At 51.7% G+C, this 16,935-nt stretch carries 14 protein-coding genes; 4 read left to right on the top strand and 10 right to left on the bottom strand.

The features are described 5' to 3' along the window. Nucleotides 1-7: 7 nt before the first annotated feature. Genes NNL21_RS18810 through NNL21_RS18800 form a run of 3 tightly spaced genes read right to left on the bottom strand, consistent with a single transcriptional unit; the run spans nt 8 to nt 3,267 of the window. Nucleotides 8-1,405 (bottom strand): sulfatase family protein, encoded by a 1,398-nt coding sequence (locus NNL21_RS18810; protein ID WP_204818753.1) that lies wholly within the window; start codon nt 1,403-1,405, stop codon nt 8-10. Nucleotides 1,406-1,423: 18 nt separating this feature from the next. After that, nucleotides 1,424-2,260: a sugar phosphate isomerase/epimerase family protein gene (locus tag NNL21_RS18805; RefSeq protein ID WP_204818752.1), complete on the bottom strand. Its 837-nt coding sequence runs from the start codon at nt 2,258-2,260 to the stop codon at nt 1,424-1,426. Nucleotides 2,261-2,274: 14 nt separating this feature from the next. Beyond that, nucleotides 2,275-3,267, bottom strand: coding sequence for a Gfo/Idh/MocA family protein (locus tag NNL21_RS18800; protein WP_204818751.1), 993 nt, complete (start codon nt 3,265-3,267; stop codon nt 2,275-2,277). Between the two features lie 324 nt (nt 3,268-3,591). On the opposite strand from NNL21_RS18800, the gene NNL21_RS18795 reads away from it, so the two are divergent. Continuing rightward, nucleotides 3,592-4,374, top strand: a complete 783-nt coding sequence (locus NNL21_RS18795) for a phytanoyl-CoA dioxygenase family protein (RefSeq protein WP_204818750.1) — start codon at nt 3,592-3,594, stop codon at nt 4,372-4,374. A 146-nt stretch (nt 4,375-4,520) separates the two neighbouring features. After that, nucleotides 4,521-5,420, top strand: a complete 900-nt coding sequence (locus NNL21_RS18790; protein WP_204818749.1) for a helix-turn-helix transcriptional regulator — start codon at nt 4,521-4,523, stop codon at nt 5,418-5,420. 119 nt (nt 5,421-5,539) lie between these two features. Here the strand turns inward: NNL21_RS18790 and NNL21_RS18785 are convergent, their stop codons facing one another. The 3 genes from NNL21_RS18785 to NNL21_RS18775 form a co-directional block, all read right to left on the bottom strand. Continuing rightward, nucleotides 5,540-6,025: a GNAT family N-acetyltransferase gene (locus NNL21_RS18785; protein ID WP_256555326.1), complete on the bottom strand. Its 486-nt coding sequence runs from the start codon at nt 6,023-6,025 to the stop codon at nt 5,540-5,542. Between the two features lie 111 nt (nt 6,026-6,136). Next, nucleotides 6,137-6,997, bottom strand: coding sequence for an AraC family transcriptional regulator (locus NNL21_RS18780; protein ID WP_204818747.1), 861 nt, complete (start codon nt 6,995-6,997; stop codon nt 6,137-6,139). A 439-nt stretch (nt 6,998-7,436) separates the two neighbouring features. Continuing rightward, nucleotides 7,437-8,300 carry a phytanoyl-CoA dioxygenase family protein gene (locus tag NNL21_RS18775; RefSeq protein WP_204818746.1) on the bottom strand — a complete coding sequence of 288 codons (864 nt, stop codon included), beginning with the start codon at nt 8,298-8,300 and terminating at the stop codon, nt 7,437-7,439. Nucleotides 8,301-8,478: 178 nt separating this feature from the next. Here NNL21_RS18775 and NNL21_RS18770 point away from each other — a divergent pair, with 178 nt between their 5' ends. After that, a complete protein-coding gene (locus NNL21_RS18770; protein ID WP_204818745.1) occupies nt 8,479-9,345 on the top strand; it encodes an AraC family transcriptional regulator in 867 nt (288 codons plus the stop codon). 140 nt (nt 9,346-9,485) lie between these two features. Here the strand turns inward: NNL21_RS18770 and NNL21_RS18765 are convergent, their stop codons facing one another. The 3 genes from NNL21_RS18765 to NNL21_RS18755 form a co-directional block, all read right to left on the bottom strand. Further along, nucleotides 9,486-10,640, bottom strand: coding sequence for a DNA sulfur modification protein DndB (locus NNL21_RS18765; RefSeq protein ID WP_204818744.1), 1,155 nt, complete (start codon nt 10,638-10,640; stop codon nt 9,486-9,488). After that, the gene (locus tag NNL21_RS18760; RefSeq protein ID WP_204818743.1) at nt 10,640-11,776 is read right to left on the bottom strand and encodes a DGQHR domain-containing protein; all 1,137 of its coding nucleotides are present in this window, start codon (nt 11,774-11,776) and stop codon (nt 10,640-10,642) included. The genes NNL21_RS18765 and NNL21_RS18760 overlap by 1 nt, the downstream gene beginning before the upstream one ends. A gap of 148 nt (nt 11,777-11,924) precedes the next feature. Then, the gene (locus NNL21_RS18755; protein ID WP_204818742.1) at nt 11,925-13,019 is read right to left on the bottom strand and encodes a GntR family transcriptional regulator; all 1,095 of its coding nucleotides are present in this window, start codon (nt 13,017-13,019) and stop codon (nt 11,925-11,927) included. 154 nt (nt 13,020-13,173) lie between these two features. Between NNL21_RS18755 and NNL21_RS18750 the strand changes: the two genes are divergently transcribed. After that, on the top strand, nt 13,174-15,933 hold the full coding sequence (locus NNL21_RS18750) for an alpha-mannosidase (protein ID WP_204818741.1): 2,760 nt from the start codon (nt 13,174-13,176) through the stop codon (nt 15,931-15,933). A gap of 96 nt (nt 15,934-16,029) precedes the next feature. On the opposite strand, the gene NNL21_RS18745 is transcribed toward NNL21_RS18750, so the two are convergent. Continuing rightward, the gene (locus NNL21_RS18745; protein WP_204818740.1) at nt 16,030-16,833 is read right to left on the bottom strand and encodes a DUF6492 family protein; all 804 of its coding nucleotides are present in this window, start codon (nt 16,831-16,833) and stop codon (nt 16,030-16,032) included. Nucleotides 16,834-16,935 lie beyond the last annotated feature (102 nt).

Here is a 16,935-nt window from a genome sequence, read left to right as displayed (position 1 = left end):
TCCCTCGCTACTTTTTGTCTTTTTCTTGAAGTTTGCGGGCTGAGCTCGCATTACCGATTCGCATAGTATCGTATGCTTGCTGGGAGGTCTTGAACGCTCCAACATTATGTCCGTGCCAGTTCAGATTCGTATACATCGGATTGACACGGCCGGTTGCATCCTGCCTGCGGTTGATGTGGGCTTCCAGTCTGCCGTTCAGCAGCTTAACAACCTCCGGCTCCTGCTCAGCCACGTTCTCAAGCTCAAGCGGATCCTTAATCAAGTTGTACAGCTCGATTTCCGGCTTGAAGTGAAAATCCGGCTCCAGCGCGACGATCAGCTTCCACTCCGGTGTGCGCCAGCCGTGCTTGCGCATCCAGGTACATTCCGTAATGTAGAATTCCGGCTCCCGAACCCGCTCTCCGCCATTCATATAATCGACGAGGCTTCTGCCGTCGAAAGCGATGTCTGTCTCAATGCCGAGAACTTCGAGAACAGTCGGCATCAGATCCTTCATCTGGGTGTAGTCGGATTTTCTTTGGCCTGCAGGAACTTTGCCCGGGAAACGAAGAATGAGCGGTATGACCAAATTCGTTTCATACAAGCCGTGATGGTCATAATAGCAGTCATGCTCGTTCAAGGTTTCGCCATGGTCTGCCGTAATGACGACCAGCGTCTCTTCCTCGATGCCCAGATCTTCGAGCGCCGTGAATAAGCGGCGGATGCATGAATCCATATAGGCGACAGCGCCGTCATATTGAGCATCCACATAAGCCGAGTCGGTGCAGTCCTCCGGTATCCAGGAGCGAAGATAGTGAACGAACGGCTCGAAACTGTCCATTCCTTCCAGCGACTGGTTGTCGGGATCATTCTCATTGCCTTCATAGAAGATCCGGTCGAACGGCTTGGGCGGCAAATAAGGTGAATGCGGATCCATATGTCTGAGGAAGAGCAGGAACGGCTTATCTTCAGCCGCAAGACGCTTCAGCTCTGGAATCGCAACATTATTCAGGTTCTCCGCCTTAGGACTGCGGCCCGAGCTGTCTGCGGCCCAGCCCTCGTAATCCAGATAAGTGTCGAATCCTCTTGCGGACGGATTGCCCGTAAACCCGATACAAGTTGTATTATAGCCTTGTTCGCCAAGCACTTCAGCAAGAGTTTTAACATGGCCTCCCAGTCCGCCTTCATGGCGAAGGGCAACAACGTCCGTTCCGAAGCAATCCATGCCGGTCAGCATGGAAGCATAACCTGGCGTCGTTGGCACGCTTGGGCTGAAATGGTTCTCGAATAGCGTACCTCCCTTAGCGTATTGGTCGATATGGGGGGTTGTCAATTTCTTATATCCATATGCGCTCATATGATCTCGACGCAAGCTGTCGATGCCGAGAAACAGAACGTTCGGTTTCTTATTCGCGTTTGTGCTCATGGCCGTCAATTCCCCTTTTTATCCGTTTTGACGCTGAAGGGCGTCATCCTTCGATTGTCTTGCTCCAAGCGCGCGAAGGCAGCCGTTCAAGTAACCATAACTCTCAGCGGCAATGATCGATACTTCGGCAAGCGAATGCCCTGCTGCACCGATAACCTCAAGACATACAGGACCATCGTATCCGCCGTCTACCATAACTTTGCAGTAAGCAGCCAGATCGATATCGCCACGGCCGCATGCTTGCTGCGGAATAGGGCCTGGGCCGGCGCTGCGTCCTTTGCAATCGCGGATGTGAACATGCTTCACTCGGGACAGAACTTGAGGCAGTGCTTCTTCTGGATTCTCGCCAGCACGATATACATGGCTTGGATCCATATCGATACCGAAACCAGCGCTATCGATGGCTTCCATCGCGCGAAGCGTAGTCGGCGTATTGTAGATGGCGTTCCCTACATGCGCTTTAACGCATAGCGTTACGCCGTAAGAAGCGGCCAGATCGGACAGATGAGATAGTGTTGCGATCGATTGCACCAAATCCGCTTCTTCATTGCTCTTGCCGCCCGGGCCGACGTTAACAACCGGGATTCCGATTGCTTGCGCAGCCTCGAACGCTTTGGTCAAGCGTGCTTCATCCAGGGAAGCCACTTCCATGGACAAGTACGAAATGCCATATTCAGCGGCCAGACGTTTCAGCTCTTCCGCTTGATCCTGCCAAGAATCCAATACCAAATGCTCGCACATGCCTTGAATGGCAGAAAGCTCTACACCATCATATCCACATAAAGCAATATGGCGAACGGCTGTTTCTACGTCGAAATCTTTAAATAGTACTGAATTTACGCCCAATTTGATCATGTTGTTTGCTCCCCCTAGTCCAGTTCAACAATCGTTCCGGTTTCCCATGAACGGATAGCTGCTTCGATAATGCGTTGTGATTTCAGTGCGTCTACGCCGGAGCCGTTAATTTCGTTGTAAGCGGCGCCTGCTTCCAGTTGGTCAATCCAATCGCCGATACGGCTCTTGAACGTTTCGCCGAACGAGCGCATGCCCCCCAAATAGCTGTAGGACTCGGTTTCGATACTATGGCGCGGATAGAAGGTCAAGTGCTCGCAAGCATCCTCAAGTACGAAACGCCCTTTGGAGCCGACAACCTCGCACTGCTCAAGTCCGTAGCTGCCGCCAGCGTCGTAACTTCCGACCAAGTTGCCGATTGCGCCATTCTCGAAGTAAAGAATGACTTGCGTATTCGACCAGATCTGACGACCTTCGCCCTTCATCATGAATGCAGCAACACGCTTCACATCTCCGCAGAAATAACGGATAACGTCGAAGGAATGCGGGTGCAGCGCACGCAGATGGAACCAAGGAGACGTCTCGACTGGATTATTGATCCACATACGCATATTGATCATATGCAGCATGCCAAGGCGGCCTTCATCAACCCATGACTTCGCCCGAACGGCTGCAGGTGTGAAGCGGTGATTCAAATTGACGCCATAAGGGATCTTCTTTTCTCCCGCAAGATTAACCATTCTTTCGCCTTCATCGATCCGGTTGGAGATCGGCTTCTCACCTAGCACAGGAATGCCGGCTTCAAGAAGCTGCATCGTCGGCTCATAATGCTCGCCGCCATTCTCTTCGCCTTTAGTTGCAACACTGGCTGCATCCAGCTCGATGCCGCTATCTATCATTTCTTGAACGCTGTAGAAAGCGCGGCAGCCATACTTCTGTGCTGCGGCATCCGCTTTCTCCTTGACGAGGTCGCATACGGCGACGAGCTCGGATTTCGGATTGTTGTGGTAAATTTCCGCGTGAATGGACCCAATATTGCCGACACCTACGACGGCTGCTTTAATTGTCATTGTAAATCTCCTCCTAAAAGTTTTGTGAATAGGTAGTCGTCTTAATAATTGATTCTTGTGACCAAACCTGTCTGAAAAACTTATGTCAATAACAAAGGGGATAGTCCGTTTGTGTACATTCTAGTCGATGGCTCCCCGGGTCTCAAAGCCTTTTCAGACAAAAACATGGCGGATCGCGCCATGTTTTTGTAATCGTTTACAGGCTCATGCCTTGATTTCTCCCAATCCGCAAGATCGACCATGTTTTTGATAACATCACCCAAGTGCATGACGATTTTCGCATGATACATTGGAGCTAATATAAGGACGAAGGAGTTGTTGAGAATGGATATGCCTGTGAGTCAGGAGCAGATCGATTTCTACCGTGAGAACGGTTTCGTTCAAATTGATAATGTATTGACACCGGAAGAGGTAGACGAGTTAGCCGAAGCCATGGAAGAGGCGATGACCGAGAAATCGGGTAACGCCGTTGCTACGGATAAGAGCGGCGGCGCTTATTATCGAGTGCTGAATCAGAAGGTTAATGTTTGGCGCGATCATGGCGTAATGGCCAAGTACTCCCTTCATCCCAAGGTGGCTGAAATCGCCAGACTGTTGAACGGCGCATCCAAAATGAGGCTTTTTCACGACCATGCCCTTTGGAAAATGCCAGCCGACTCCAAGGCGACTCCGTGGCATCAGGATGCACCCTATTGGCCTATGAATGAAACTGGCGCATTATCCGCCTGGATTCCCGTGGATGATGTTGACGAAAACAATGGCTGCATGATGTTCGTCCCCGGCTCACATAAAGAAGGAAAGCTGAAGGGAATCGATTTCTTAGAGCCGCAGAGCATCTTCGATTACGTACAGGATAAGGAAGCGAACCTGAAGAAGCCTGTCGTCGTTCCGCTCAAGAAGGGCAGCTGTACCTTCCATAGCGGTCTGACCTTCCATTACGCATATCCGAATATGAGCGACAAGCCCCGGCGCGTGCTGGCGCTCATCTACATGCCCGACGGGACGACTTACAGCGGCGCAGGACATCTATGCACCGATAATCTCGGCTTTCAGAAAGACGATCCGCTGCGGGGCGGAACATTCCCGCTGCTGGCCAAAGGAAATTAGTCACACAGAAGAGAAGAGCCGATTCCATGGCTCTTCTCTTCTTGCGTGAATAAGGTTTTTTCCTTTCCAAGCCCGCCGCCGTCTCTTATAATAGAAGGGAGGAAAAGTGATAGGTAAATTCACCGGAGGACGGTGTTAAAAACAGCATGCGGATGACAAATGAGGAACTATTGGAAAGCCGCGACTTTCCTTTCTATATCAATACCGTGACGATCAACCCGGGACATGCCGTCGACGATCACTCCCACGAGTTTATTGAGCTGGCTTACGTGTACTCTGGAATTGGGGAGCATCGCTATGACGGAGGCGAATACCACATCATTAAAGCGGGTGATGTGTTCGTGATCGAGCCCGGCATGGAGCATGCCTACCGGGGCAGAGCGTCCGAGAGCATGACCATCTACAACGTCCTCTTCACGCACTCGCTTCTTAAAGAGGAACTGAATACAATGGCTGCTTTCACGTCATTTCTCGATTTCTTCTACGTCGAGCCCTTGCTGCGCAACGATGTCCGGTTCCGGACCAGACTTACGCTGCGCGAATCCCAGCAGGCTGAGATGAAGACCCTGCTTGATCGTCTGTTAAACGAACGTGAGGAGAAGACGCTCGGTTACCGCATATTCATTAAGACGGAGATGATTCAGCTCTTTATCTTCTTAAGCCGATGCCATCAACAGAAGGAGGAGCGTATGCGCTCCCAGCCGCAGCATGAGAAGACCATGCAGCACATGCTTGACTTTATTCACCGTCATTACGCCCAGCCGTTAACGCTGGAGCAGATCTGCCGGATCAGCGGTTGGAGCCTGTCGGCCTTCTCACATAATTTCAAACGGATGACCGGCCGGACATTCATCGAATACCGTAACGAGGTCAGGCTCAAGATGGCCGAGGAGGCATTGGCCGATTCTCCGCACAAAATCGCCACGATCGCAAGTGAGGTCGGATTTGACGACTTGAGCTTCTTTAATAAACTGTTCAAGAAAAGAACCGGGCTGTCGCCAGGTCAATTCCGCAAGCGCGCTCTGGAGGATGGAACGAATACGTAGCGTAGTGTTCCTTCGGACTAGTAAAAGGCTCCTGCAGCCGCCGTGCTTCCGATGACTGTGCCGCTTAGACGGGAGGGACTGGCTATACCGGCCCCCTCCCGTCTCTTGAAGGCAGCATCTCATTCACGATCCACCGCGCGAACCGTAAGCCTCATAGACATAAATTCGATTTCATTCCCGGAGACACTGCTCTGAAACCGAATGCCCGCCTTGAATCCAACCCTTGTATATACCTTGATTGCCCTCTTATTGAATGACGCGACGACGAGCTGCAGCTGCTGCACGTCACTATGTTTGACAACATACCTCACGCTCTCTATGACAAATTCAGACCCAAGCCCCCTCCCAGTGAAGCCCGGGTCCAGTCCAAGACCGAGATCAACACAGCCTGGATCCTCGTAGATCCCTACAGCGTATCCGCCTGGCACGCGGGCTGAATTCTTCGTGCAGATAAAGCCTATTAATTCTCCGCGTTGATCCACGGCAAGCTCATAATCCCCATTCATCAATTCCAGCACGCTTCCAGCTTCACCGTCCATTCCATACATCGCATAGGGTTCTGGATAAGCCCAACGCGATATCCGCGAAGCTGCCTCAAGTGTCATTGGCTGAAACCTATAACATGACATACGGCCCAGCTCACCTCTCTCATATTAGCTGCAATAGCGCAACGAAGCAAAAAGGCCCTGCCCCTTGGGCAGAAACCTATTTATCCCTTATTCGGCCAGTTTTCTGAATTGACGTGGAGACAGCCCGAATTTGCGCTTGAACATCCGCTCGAAATGCGGCAGTGTATTAAAACCTGCGGCAAAACAAATTTCCGTAACGGGCAAATCGGACACTTTTAATAGCGAGCCTGCGAACTGCAATCTTAATTCCTGAAGATACGTTTGAAACGAGATGCCGAACTGTTTGTGAAAGCATTCGCTGTAGTAGTTGGGAGACAAACGAGCCTGCTTGGCAGCGTCATCGAGTGTAATCGACTCACGAAAATGATGCTGGAGATACGTCAGCGTCTTACGCACGGCGGTCTGGGCGTGAGATTCGTTCGAACTGCTTCCTTGCGCACTCAGATCTGTCAAAGGAGTGGCGCGCAAGGCTCTGGCTAACTCGATCACAATTCGCTCCAAGGCGCCTTGAATGACGATTGGCGTTGCGAATTGCCGATTGGAGGATTCCATCCAAATCCGCATGAATTCGGATTCGATAACCGCTAAGCGTTCACCTTCGAACGTATATTGCAAATCCGCCGCGCTCTGAAACGAATCATAATATAGATCCTCCCGCAGCGTTCGCTCGGAGAAGATAAAGTTATATAATTCCACCGGCGTGCCGGGTGATGGGACAATTTCATGAAAATCGGCAGGCGAGAGCAGGAAGAGAGAACCCCGCGTAAGCGGATAGGACGTACCGTTCAGGATGTGGGTCCCCTCTCCTGAAGTCACGAATGCCATCTCAAAAAACTCATGCCAATGCACCGCAATCGTGTCCGCAATCCGATGCCGGAAGATGCCGAAGTGAGAATCATAGCTCATATAGCTCTCGCTTGTTAAGCGTTCCGGCTGCTTCTTGTCCATCTTTTCTCAACTCCTCTGCCGGCCCGATAATTTCGGACATCCGCTCCGATAACGCTAGAGGCGGCTGCATCCGGTTTCCGTGCACATGTTCAAAAGCAGTGCAGATACCTCTGGTTCCGGGTTGCCCCCGGTTACTTCGGAGTTACCGGCCTTACGATTTGTTCAATGCGTTCATGCAGCGATGCGATCTTTAGACTGAGCTCCTGCAGGTCGCGCAGGATTTGCATCATCGATTCTTTGGCCATACGCATCCCTCGTCTTCATAGAGATAAGGTTACGATATCATATGTCCGATCAAAATGATACAATTCGTATCAATGCTGAGCAACCTCAGGAAAACTTATCATAATCGGTTCCAAGCTTTATTGCAATATTCTGCATCCAACAGAAAGCTCCTGCCGCAGCATGAAATTATCGCGAATTCTTCTCGCCAGATCACTTATTCCACGCGTTCCGCACGACCAGCAAGCCAATCCTCGAGCCTTGCCACTCTTTCCGGATGGCGGTGGCTGCGCGCTAAGAAACCGACTCCATGCGCTAGCATAGGATCCTGATCAGTTGGCTGGTATCTGAGATCCACGCTCCATCGTACTTCATTGGAAAGGTTAGGCGTGGACATGTGAAGACAGCGGTCATTAAACAGAATCGCGCTGCCTGCCGGAACAGGCAGCGGGACGGTATCCGTCTTGCCTAGCTGGCTGTTCTTCAACGAGGTATAACCTGTGCCTGTCTGCTGTTCTTGATGCCATTTAAGCAGACGTTTGCGGTGCGTTCTTGGTTTGATTTGCAGGCAGCCATTTACTTCGTTGGCATCTACGAGCGGAATCCACACGGTAATGACCGGGTTCGAATTCGCATCCGGCCAATACGACTTGTCCTGATGCCATGGAACCGCCCCTGCGGCTACCTTCGGAATCTTCGGTCTCGTATTGTAAACCGGATTAGAGAACAGCTCTCCGCCAATAAGCGACTCGACCGCATCCAATATTTTCGGATTGCTCATCAGATCGAAGTACCCGGGAAGCCGGTCACGCCAGCTTCTTCCATGCTTCAAGAAATCTTCTGCCGTCAAATTCTGAAACAGCTCCGCCAGCCGGAGCGGGAATGGACGCTCCTCCAGCCGGTCCGTTATGAGCCCTTCCCGGTACAGCTCGTCTGCGATCATGGACACTTTCTGATTCATGGCTTCCTTGACCGGTGCCATATCCTGATCGGTCAGCAGCCTAGGCAGCACCAGGTAGCCTTCCTCATTATAAAAATCGATTTGTTCTTTAGTTAAACTTCCGCTTATATTCATATTCATACCGTATCCACTCCTCCGTGATAAATCATTAACCATAAATAAAAAATAACACAGGATCGCCTTGTATGTATTGGGGCGGCGTTTCGGAAATTGATCATTTATTCCGGTTAATTGTTCAAGCGTCAACTCGGCCTATGGTATAATTCCATCATGAAGCATCGAGAAAGGGATGAATACGATGGTAGCTATGGATCCATTGCAGCAATTGCTGCCTTATATAAGGGTTGCGCATCATTACCGGTTTCCAAGTGAAAGAAACCGGAGCGAGAGTACCCGAATTGGATACTGCTACGCCCTCCATCTTGTAGATGAAGGCAAAGGATCGATTACGGCATCGGGCCGCACTCACCAGCTAAAGAAAGGCGATCTTGCTTTTATTCCGCCCAGACTGCTGCATTCCTTCTATTCGAACCCGGATCACCCCATGGCGACTTACAATATCTATTGTGAGCTTTGGTCGGATGCGCCAATTGCAACACCTCATCATCTCGTATGGGACGAAGCGGACTTTGACGATCGGCTGCTGGCCGTTGAACGCCACGGAACACCGCTGGACCGGCTGTCCTTGATTAATCCGCTGCAGCACCGAAGCGCCATGACAGATCTTCTCGCGCATGCCGTCAACCAGCATCAGCAGCAGGCGGCCTACGCGGAACAAATTGCAAACAGTCTGCTTAAAGCGATCATGCTGGAATTGCTGCAGGCAGGTATGGACACATTAGTGCCGGATTACCGCATGAATCCGATCATGGAGCGTATAGACAAAGAGGCAAGCGCCGGGTCGCGTTATGATGAGTGGCTGGCTGGCAGCGGGCTGCGCAAGACGCAATTTCATGAACGGTTCAAGCAGGCGACCGGCCTCTCGCCCAAAGCCTATTGGACCAAAGCGGTCATGAAGCAGGCTGCAGCCGCCTTGTGGGAAAGCAATCGGACCGTGACTGGAATTGCCGAGGATCTCGGTTATTCATCCATTCATCACTTCTCGAAGCAATTCACCGCCTACTACGGCGTCTCGCCGACAGAATTCCGCAAGCGAAAGAGATGAGCTGAAGGGGGTCTCCTGTCCGCAGCTCGCAGGTTGTCCGAATGCTAGTTTGCGGAGTGAAGCAAGCGCACAACAAAGAAACGGCTCCGTTAGGACGGAGCCGTTTCTTATAAGTGATTCTATTCGGATCGAAAGGGAGCTTATACTTCCGCAGTTTCCCGCAGCCCTTCCAAATAAGCGACAAAATTGAGATGCTTGCGCATCGATTTCTCGTGAACCAGGTTTAGCTTTCCGTTATCAAGCTGGCCGAACCGCTCGATGAGCTCCTCGTTGTCATGCGACCAATCAATTTGACTGAGCACTTCCAGGCAACTCGCCCACTCCGTATTATATTTGCCGTCCTTCACCAAATAACCGTTCGCATAGAGCGCAATGGCCTCCTGAACGACACGGCTCGAGGAGATGAACTGCGCGGTACCCGGCATTTCAGGCATATGCGGCAGGACGCCGTTAAAGAATTGATGCAGCAGCTCCACATGAGTCGTTGAATCCTTGCGGATGCGGCGAGCAAGCTCATACGACAGATTCATCTTGCCCGTAAAGAGCAGTGTAGCCGTGGAGTACAGCCAGCTGAAGCAGGTGAAATTCTTGTTGTAGGACGTTAAGTTATTTCTGCGCTCGATCCCGACAGTCCGCAGCAGCTCATTATGATCCGCCAGCTGCTGCAGCACAATATTCAGCGGATCGCTTCCGTCGAATGAATGTCCGAGCTCCTTGCTGACCAGCTGCACCTTGGAGTTAATGTCTCCGAACAGCTGCTTCTCCTCTTCTTCTCCCAGACCGATATACAGCTGGACGGACAGCAAGCTCTCCAGCAGGTCCAGCCTTCTTTCTTCCACCTTGGCGAGCAGCCCTTCCGCTTGCTCCAGCTCTTCCTTCAAGCTTTCGTCATCCGGAAGTCTGCGGCTCTTCAGCTTCAGCTTGGCAACCTCACGCTCATGCTTCCTGCTCTCTTTAATCAGCTGCTCGTTCGTGTATCCGAGCGCCATGATCCGGTGCTGACCGTCCAATATGCTCAGCTTGGAGCCATGAAGAAGAATGAGATGATCCTCGCCCTTGGCGAGCGACCCGACATCGCGCAGCGAAAGCGTAACGGGTCCGAAGAAGACATGGTCCAGTTCACGTTCCTGCAAATAATTTGCGATTTTACGGCGCTGCATACCGCTAAGCTTACGCTGCACCATGGGATCGATCGTAGAATAGTTGAGCAAATCGTGAACCCTTAAGGAAACAGTCGCGAGTCCAAACCGTTCGCAATAAGGGTGGATCGTCATATTGAGTCGCAACCCGTCCATTAGCCGACATCCTCCTTATCCGATATGAGCATGAGATGCTCCTTATCATAATAATCCTTAATAAAGTGATACGCCTTCATAATCCGGCTTCTTCTTGGCAGACGGTCCTTCTCGTCGTTCTTATAGATGAGATTCCAGTCGATATGAGGTAAGATTTTTACCGCATATTCAAGCGTATATTTGTTAAACTGCCCTGACTTGAACGCTTCCTCGTGGAGGAAGAGGCCGAGCGCAATCTGGACATTCTCGGTCCAGCACAGCTCTCCCCTATCCGGAGCGGGCAAATATTTAAGCAGGAGCTTGAAATAATGGGCGGCATGGTCCAGATGCTCTTCCAAAAACTCCTCCGTGTAATGATAGCCGTTATTGCGGGCAGCCGACTTCAACCGGCCCTCGAACAATGCAATCAGAAGCTCGGTGACGAGCGAATAGGCAAATAGATATTCAGAGCTCTTGCCTCGCTCGGAGAACATATCGGTCGGCAGCTGGTCCATAACCGAATGTTCCTGTACAAGCCGAGAAGCCATAATATGATAGAACCGGCGTTGGTCGCGCAGCACGGCCAAGTTGCCGCCAATTTTACGGGGAAGCTTGTTAATATCAGAGAACAGCTGCCGTTCTTGACGGGCGCTTATGTCCAAGTAGAACATGACCGACATCGGAAATTCATAGAGCTTACGCAGCTTCTGCGTAATTTCATCGACACGGTCGTACTCCCTTCTATCCTTGGCTCTGGCCATATTGCTCTGCAGCGTCTCCATAACCCGGCGGAAAGCCGCCAAGCGATGCTGTCCATCCACGACATAGCACTTCTCGACCGGCTGCAGGTAGTATTTCTCCCGCTCCGTATCGTAGCTTCCTGCGCCCCGTGCGGATAGAATGACACCTGGGAAGTAGATGTTCTGCCCATGATCCAAGTAGAGCAGAATGTAATCTACAAGTCTGGAAACATTCTTCGGAATCAGCTGTCTCTGCACTTCCAAATCAATTTCATAAATTGAGAAAAGCTTGCTCATCGGCAGCGTGGTCGATAGCGTCGTTTGCCCAAAGGTTCGCGCTAATCTCCCCGGCACTTCAATCGAAGCTCCGGAGTGACCCGTGGATAGCAAGTCAGATAGCGATTGCACCGGTTCCATTATAAAACCTCCATTAAAGAATTGTTAAATTGTTAACTCTAGGATAAACGATGAAACGGTAGGAAGCAAACGGAATACTCCTAATTTCCAGCAATAACCTTCACTAGTGGCCGCTTCCAATCCTCTTAATTGAACGCCTGCCTCCAGTTCAGCCAGGAGGCGCCGTCGAGCGCCGGACAATCAGCTGTGCCGGTACCCGAATCCGGATTCGCTCCTGATTAGGCCGTTCAAGCAAAGAGAGCAATCTTTGCGCCGATTGCCTGCCGATCTCAACTCCTTGCTGAGCAACGCAGGTTGGTGGAATCTTAGCATCTTCGGCATGATCATAATCGTCAAAAAAGACGACGGACAATTGTTCCGGAACGGATTTGCCAATGGCTTCCGCTGCCCGGATCGATGCGAGCCCAACGCCGTCATTGGCAGCGAATAGAGCCGTCAAGCCGCTCTGCTCCGATAGAAATCGGCGTATAGCTTCCGGCTCTGCGCAATCCAAAACCCGTCTGCGGTCGAAGGCAACGCCGTGATCTGCAAGCGCCTGCTTATAGCCTTCAAGCCGTTCCTCAAGACTAGTCGTTCCGGTAAAGGATGTAGAGATGAATGCAATCTCGCGGTGCGAGAGCTTCAGCAGATGCTCGGTTGCCGCATAAGCCCCGGCAAAATGATCCGAGCAGACACAGTTTGTATCCACACCCCGGAGGTATCGGTCAATAACGATAATGGGAAATCGATCCATCGAGAGGCGCAGCATGGTCTCATTGTAGGTTTGCCCGTCCGCCGGATAGACGATGATCCCCTTCACGCCGGACCGAACCGCTTCATGAAGGAGCTGTTCCTCAGCTTCCTGGGAATCGTTCGTGCGAAGCAGCATAATCCGGTATTTGGAATGGGCAAGCTCATTATCCACCCCGGTCAATAAGCTTGTTGTAAACCTGCCCTCCACTCGCGGGATCATGAATGCAATAAGCTGCAGCTCTTCTTCCGCCTTCTGATAACGGACCGGCTCCCCGCTCTGCTCGTTCATCGTTACGAAGGAGCCCCGCCCCTGTATACGGTATATGATGCCTTCATCCACGAGCTGCGTTAAAGCGCTCCGAATCGTGATCCGGCTGACGTCAAACTGCCTGCTCAGCTGAGTCTCCGATGGCAGTCGATGCCCTTCCTTCCACTTCCCTTGCTGAATCTGATCCCTTACATAATCGCGGACCTGGCTGTATAACGGCGTCCGCTTCTCTTTTTTGTCCAATTTCAACCACCTCAATTAATATAACCAATAAACAACTTTATTCCATACAACTCATTATGTATGTTTACAGTTGCAGCATGACTTTATTATTATTGGATTATAACAGGTTCTCTTATACTTGTATATTTGTTATATAAACAAAGGAGCTGAAACGATGGCCAGAAAAACCGTGCACGTCATCTCCCACACACATTGGGACCGGGAATGGTACATGCCCTATGAGAAGCATCATGTCAAGCTGATTGCATTAATGGACACGCTGCTGGAAACATTCGACAGAGACCCGGAATTTCATAGCTTTCATCTGGATGGACAAACCATCATCCTGGACGATTATTTGCAGGTCCGCCCGGAACAGCGGGAGAAGCTGGTCCGCTATGTCCAAGAGGGCCGGCTGCGGATCGGGCCTTGGTACATCCTGCAGGATGAGTTCCTCACGAGCAGCGAAGCCAATGTGCGTAATCTGCTAGTCGGGCATAAGGACGCCAGGGCGTTCGGGCCAATCACGAAAATTGGCTACTTCCCCGATTCATTCGGCAATATGGGGCAAGCCCCTCAGCTGATTAGACAAGCAGGGATGGATACCGCTGTATTCGGCCGGGGTGTCAAGCCCACCGGCTTCAACAATTCCGTCTCCGATTCGGAGGCTTACGAATCACCTTACTCGGAGTTGACCTGGCGTGCGCCCGACGGCTCTGAGGTGCTTGGCATTCTGTTTGCGAACTGGTATCACAACGGCATGGAAGCTCCTGTTGATGAATCGGCGGCTCGAGCCTATTGGCAGAACAAGCTGCCCGATGTTGAACGTTTCGCATCGACGCCGCATCTGCTGTTCATGAATGGCTGCGACCATCAGCCGGTACAGACGGACCTTTCTATCGCCCTTCATCAAGCACGCGAGCTTTATCCCGACTATGATTTTGTACATTCGAACTTTGAAGACTATGCCCGGTCCGTAACGGCGGCTATCGATACCCCTCTCGCCGTCGTGAATGGCGAGCTTCGGAGCCAACGGACGGACGGATGGTCGACTCTCGTCAATACAGCATCCGCACGCGTCTATATCAAGCAGGCCAATGCTCATGTGCAGACCCTTCTCGAGAAGGTCGCCGAGCCGGCTGCTGCGATTGCTAGTCTTCTTGGACGAAGCTATCCGCATCATCTGTTCACTTACGCCTGGAAGACGCTGATGCAGAACCATCCGCATGATAGTATATGCGGCTGCAGCGTGGATGAGGTCCATCGTGAGATGATGTCACGCTTCGCTAAGAGCCAAGGCGTAGCCGAGACTCTTGTCGAGGACAGCCTCCAGGCTATGCTGAAACAGATCGATACGACAATGTTCGATTCATTCGAGGGAGCCGTACCATTCGCAGCAGCCAACTATTCAGGCTGGCGGCGTACGGGAACCGTTCAGGTGGATTTGGAAGTTGCCCGCAAGCCCCTATACGAGCCTTCCCCTTCCGAAATCTATGCGGAGCTGGAACAGATGGATATCGCGGGCGGGTATATCGTGGATCATGAAGGCAGAACACTGACCACGGCACAGATCGAGGATCTAGGCGTCAAGTTCAATTATTCACTGCCGGACGATCGTTTCCGCCAGCCCTATATGGCACGGCGCGTTCGTGTCACCCTCGGCGTCGAAGATGTGCCGCCGCTCGGATACCAAACCTTCGCATGGGTCCCGGCTAGCGGAGATGCTGCTGCCAGGATGAAGGCTGCCATCCTTCCTGGCGCCGATGAAGGGAATGCCGCGACCCCGCGATTGCTCGAAAACGAATTCATCGCCGTTATGGTACATGATAACGGAAGTTTGTCTATGGAGATCAAAGCTACCGGTCAGGTCTACCGCGATTTATGCGTATACGAAGATGTCGGCGATATCGGGAATGAATATATGTTTAAACAGCCTGAAGGCGATGAAGCATTAACAACGAAAGGGCTAACGGCCGAGATATCGCTTATGGCGCAGACCCCTTCGCAGACCACAGTCGAAATCGTTCACCACTGGTCACTCCCGGCAGATGCGGATGCTCTGCTGCAGCGCGAAATGGCTGCCATGGTTCCGCTCCAGGCTCGTAAGTCGCAGCGTTCGACAACCATGACGCCTTTCGTCATTCGGACTCAAGTGACCGTCCAGCAAGGTGTACGCGCAGTGATGGTAAAGACTTCATTCGATAATCAAGCCAGTGATCACCGGCTTCGGGCCTTGTTCCCGACCGATATCCTGGCAGCCTCCCATCATGCGGATTCTATCTTCGAAATCGCTGAGCGGCCGAACATCCCATCGCCGGAATGGCGGAATCCAAGCAATACCCAGCATCAGCAATCCTTCGTGGCAGTAGACGAGGCCAAGCGCGGGCTTGCCGTTGCTAACATCGGTCTGAATGAATATGAGGTGCTGCGCGATAATCGGGGCACGATTGCGGTCACGCTGCTGCGCGCGGTTGGCGAGCTCGGCGACTGGGGAGCTTTCCCGACACCCGAAGCCCAATGTATCGGAGAACAGAGCGTTCAGTTTGCTCTCATTCCATACGACGGCTCCCAGCAGCGTGAGAAGGCAGCGGCCGAAGCTTACCAATTCCAAATACCATGGATCGCCGCTCAGACGGATATTCATCAAGGCTCCCTGCCTCCTGTCCATGGTTGGTTGAATTGGGAAGGCGATCGTCTTGCTCTCTCGACCGTCAAGATCGCGGAAGAGAGCCAGGACTTGATCGTACGCTGGTATAATCTATCTACCGAGCCGACCGAGCTGATTGTACAGGTTAGTGATGACCGGACAGCTTGGTATGCAAGCAATATTATGGAGGAACAAGGCGAGCCGCTCACGGCGGCTTCGGACGGACTGCTGCGCGTGAACATCAAGCCAGCAGAAATCATTACCCTCGGCCGCAGATTCAGCGAATAGAATCATAGAGAATAAGTAAGAGCAGCCATCTGGATTCAGAGGGCTGCTCTTGTTCATTTATATCCCGCACGAACAGCTGCTTATGATGCCGCAGCATTACCGCACATAACATTTTCGCTTATGGAACGAGATCGAACGATATTTCTTGGCAAGCTCTTTCATCCGTGCGGAGGACACCTGCGATGCATTCATGGACAGGCTTTTATTCATGGCACTTCTTATCACGAGCTGCCCCGGCTGGATGGAATGGATGTAATTTCCATAAGTCTCATATTCGGAGAAGCCGAACTGCTTCGTTTTGTCAATGCTGCGAATGATGGCGGTATACCAGCTGGTGCCATGCTTCGCGGCAATCTTCTGTTTCAATTGAGCGACCTTCGCCTTATTGAACAGCATATAATGCGTCACGAATGAAGAGGCTGCCGTCTTCTTCTTCCCCATCAGCTTACTGTACGTTCTAAAGTATTCCGGCTGGCTCCACTTCCGGCAGTAAAACACAGGCTTGCCCCCGGATTTGAACGTATGCGGGCGAATGAGCACCGTATCCGCATCCATAACCAAATAGTGCTTCTGGCTGCCTAATTTATCGCCGCCAAGCTTCAACAGCTGCTGGTAAAGCCACCCCGAACGATCCCACTTCTTGGATCGGTAATGGATGTCCGCCTTCGTAATTGGAAGCAGCGATCTTTCATTGACAAAGGTACAGCCTTTGCGCCGGCAAACGCTCTTGATTCTGGCGCTGTCCGGCGATACCACATAAATTCGGCCGATCGGGTGCTGAACATGTTTCTTCGCACTATCGATCACATAGGGCAGGGTCCCTAGATCCTTCTCAATCGCCGGAATAAAAATATCAATTCTGGAACCTTCTCCAGTCTGCTTGTTTGATCCGCCTGACATCTCTTCAACTCCCAATCGAAGGTGTGGAGCTAGCTCCAATAGCGTATGTCAAACGGCATACAATCGTGACGTTAACAGGAAAACGATGGGCGCTGCGAGAAT

Origin of the sequence: Paenibacillus mendelii (assembly GCF_024498075.1) — a bacterium.
GTDB classification, from domain to species: Bacteria; Bacillota; Bacilli; order Paenibacillales; family Paenibacillaceae; genus Paenibacillus_Z; species Paenibacillus_Z mendelii.
Note: the sequence above shows the minus strand (reverse complement) of the source record. Positions and strands in the feature narration are given on the sequence as shown.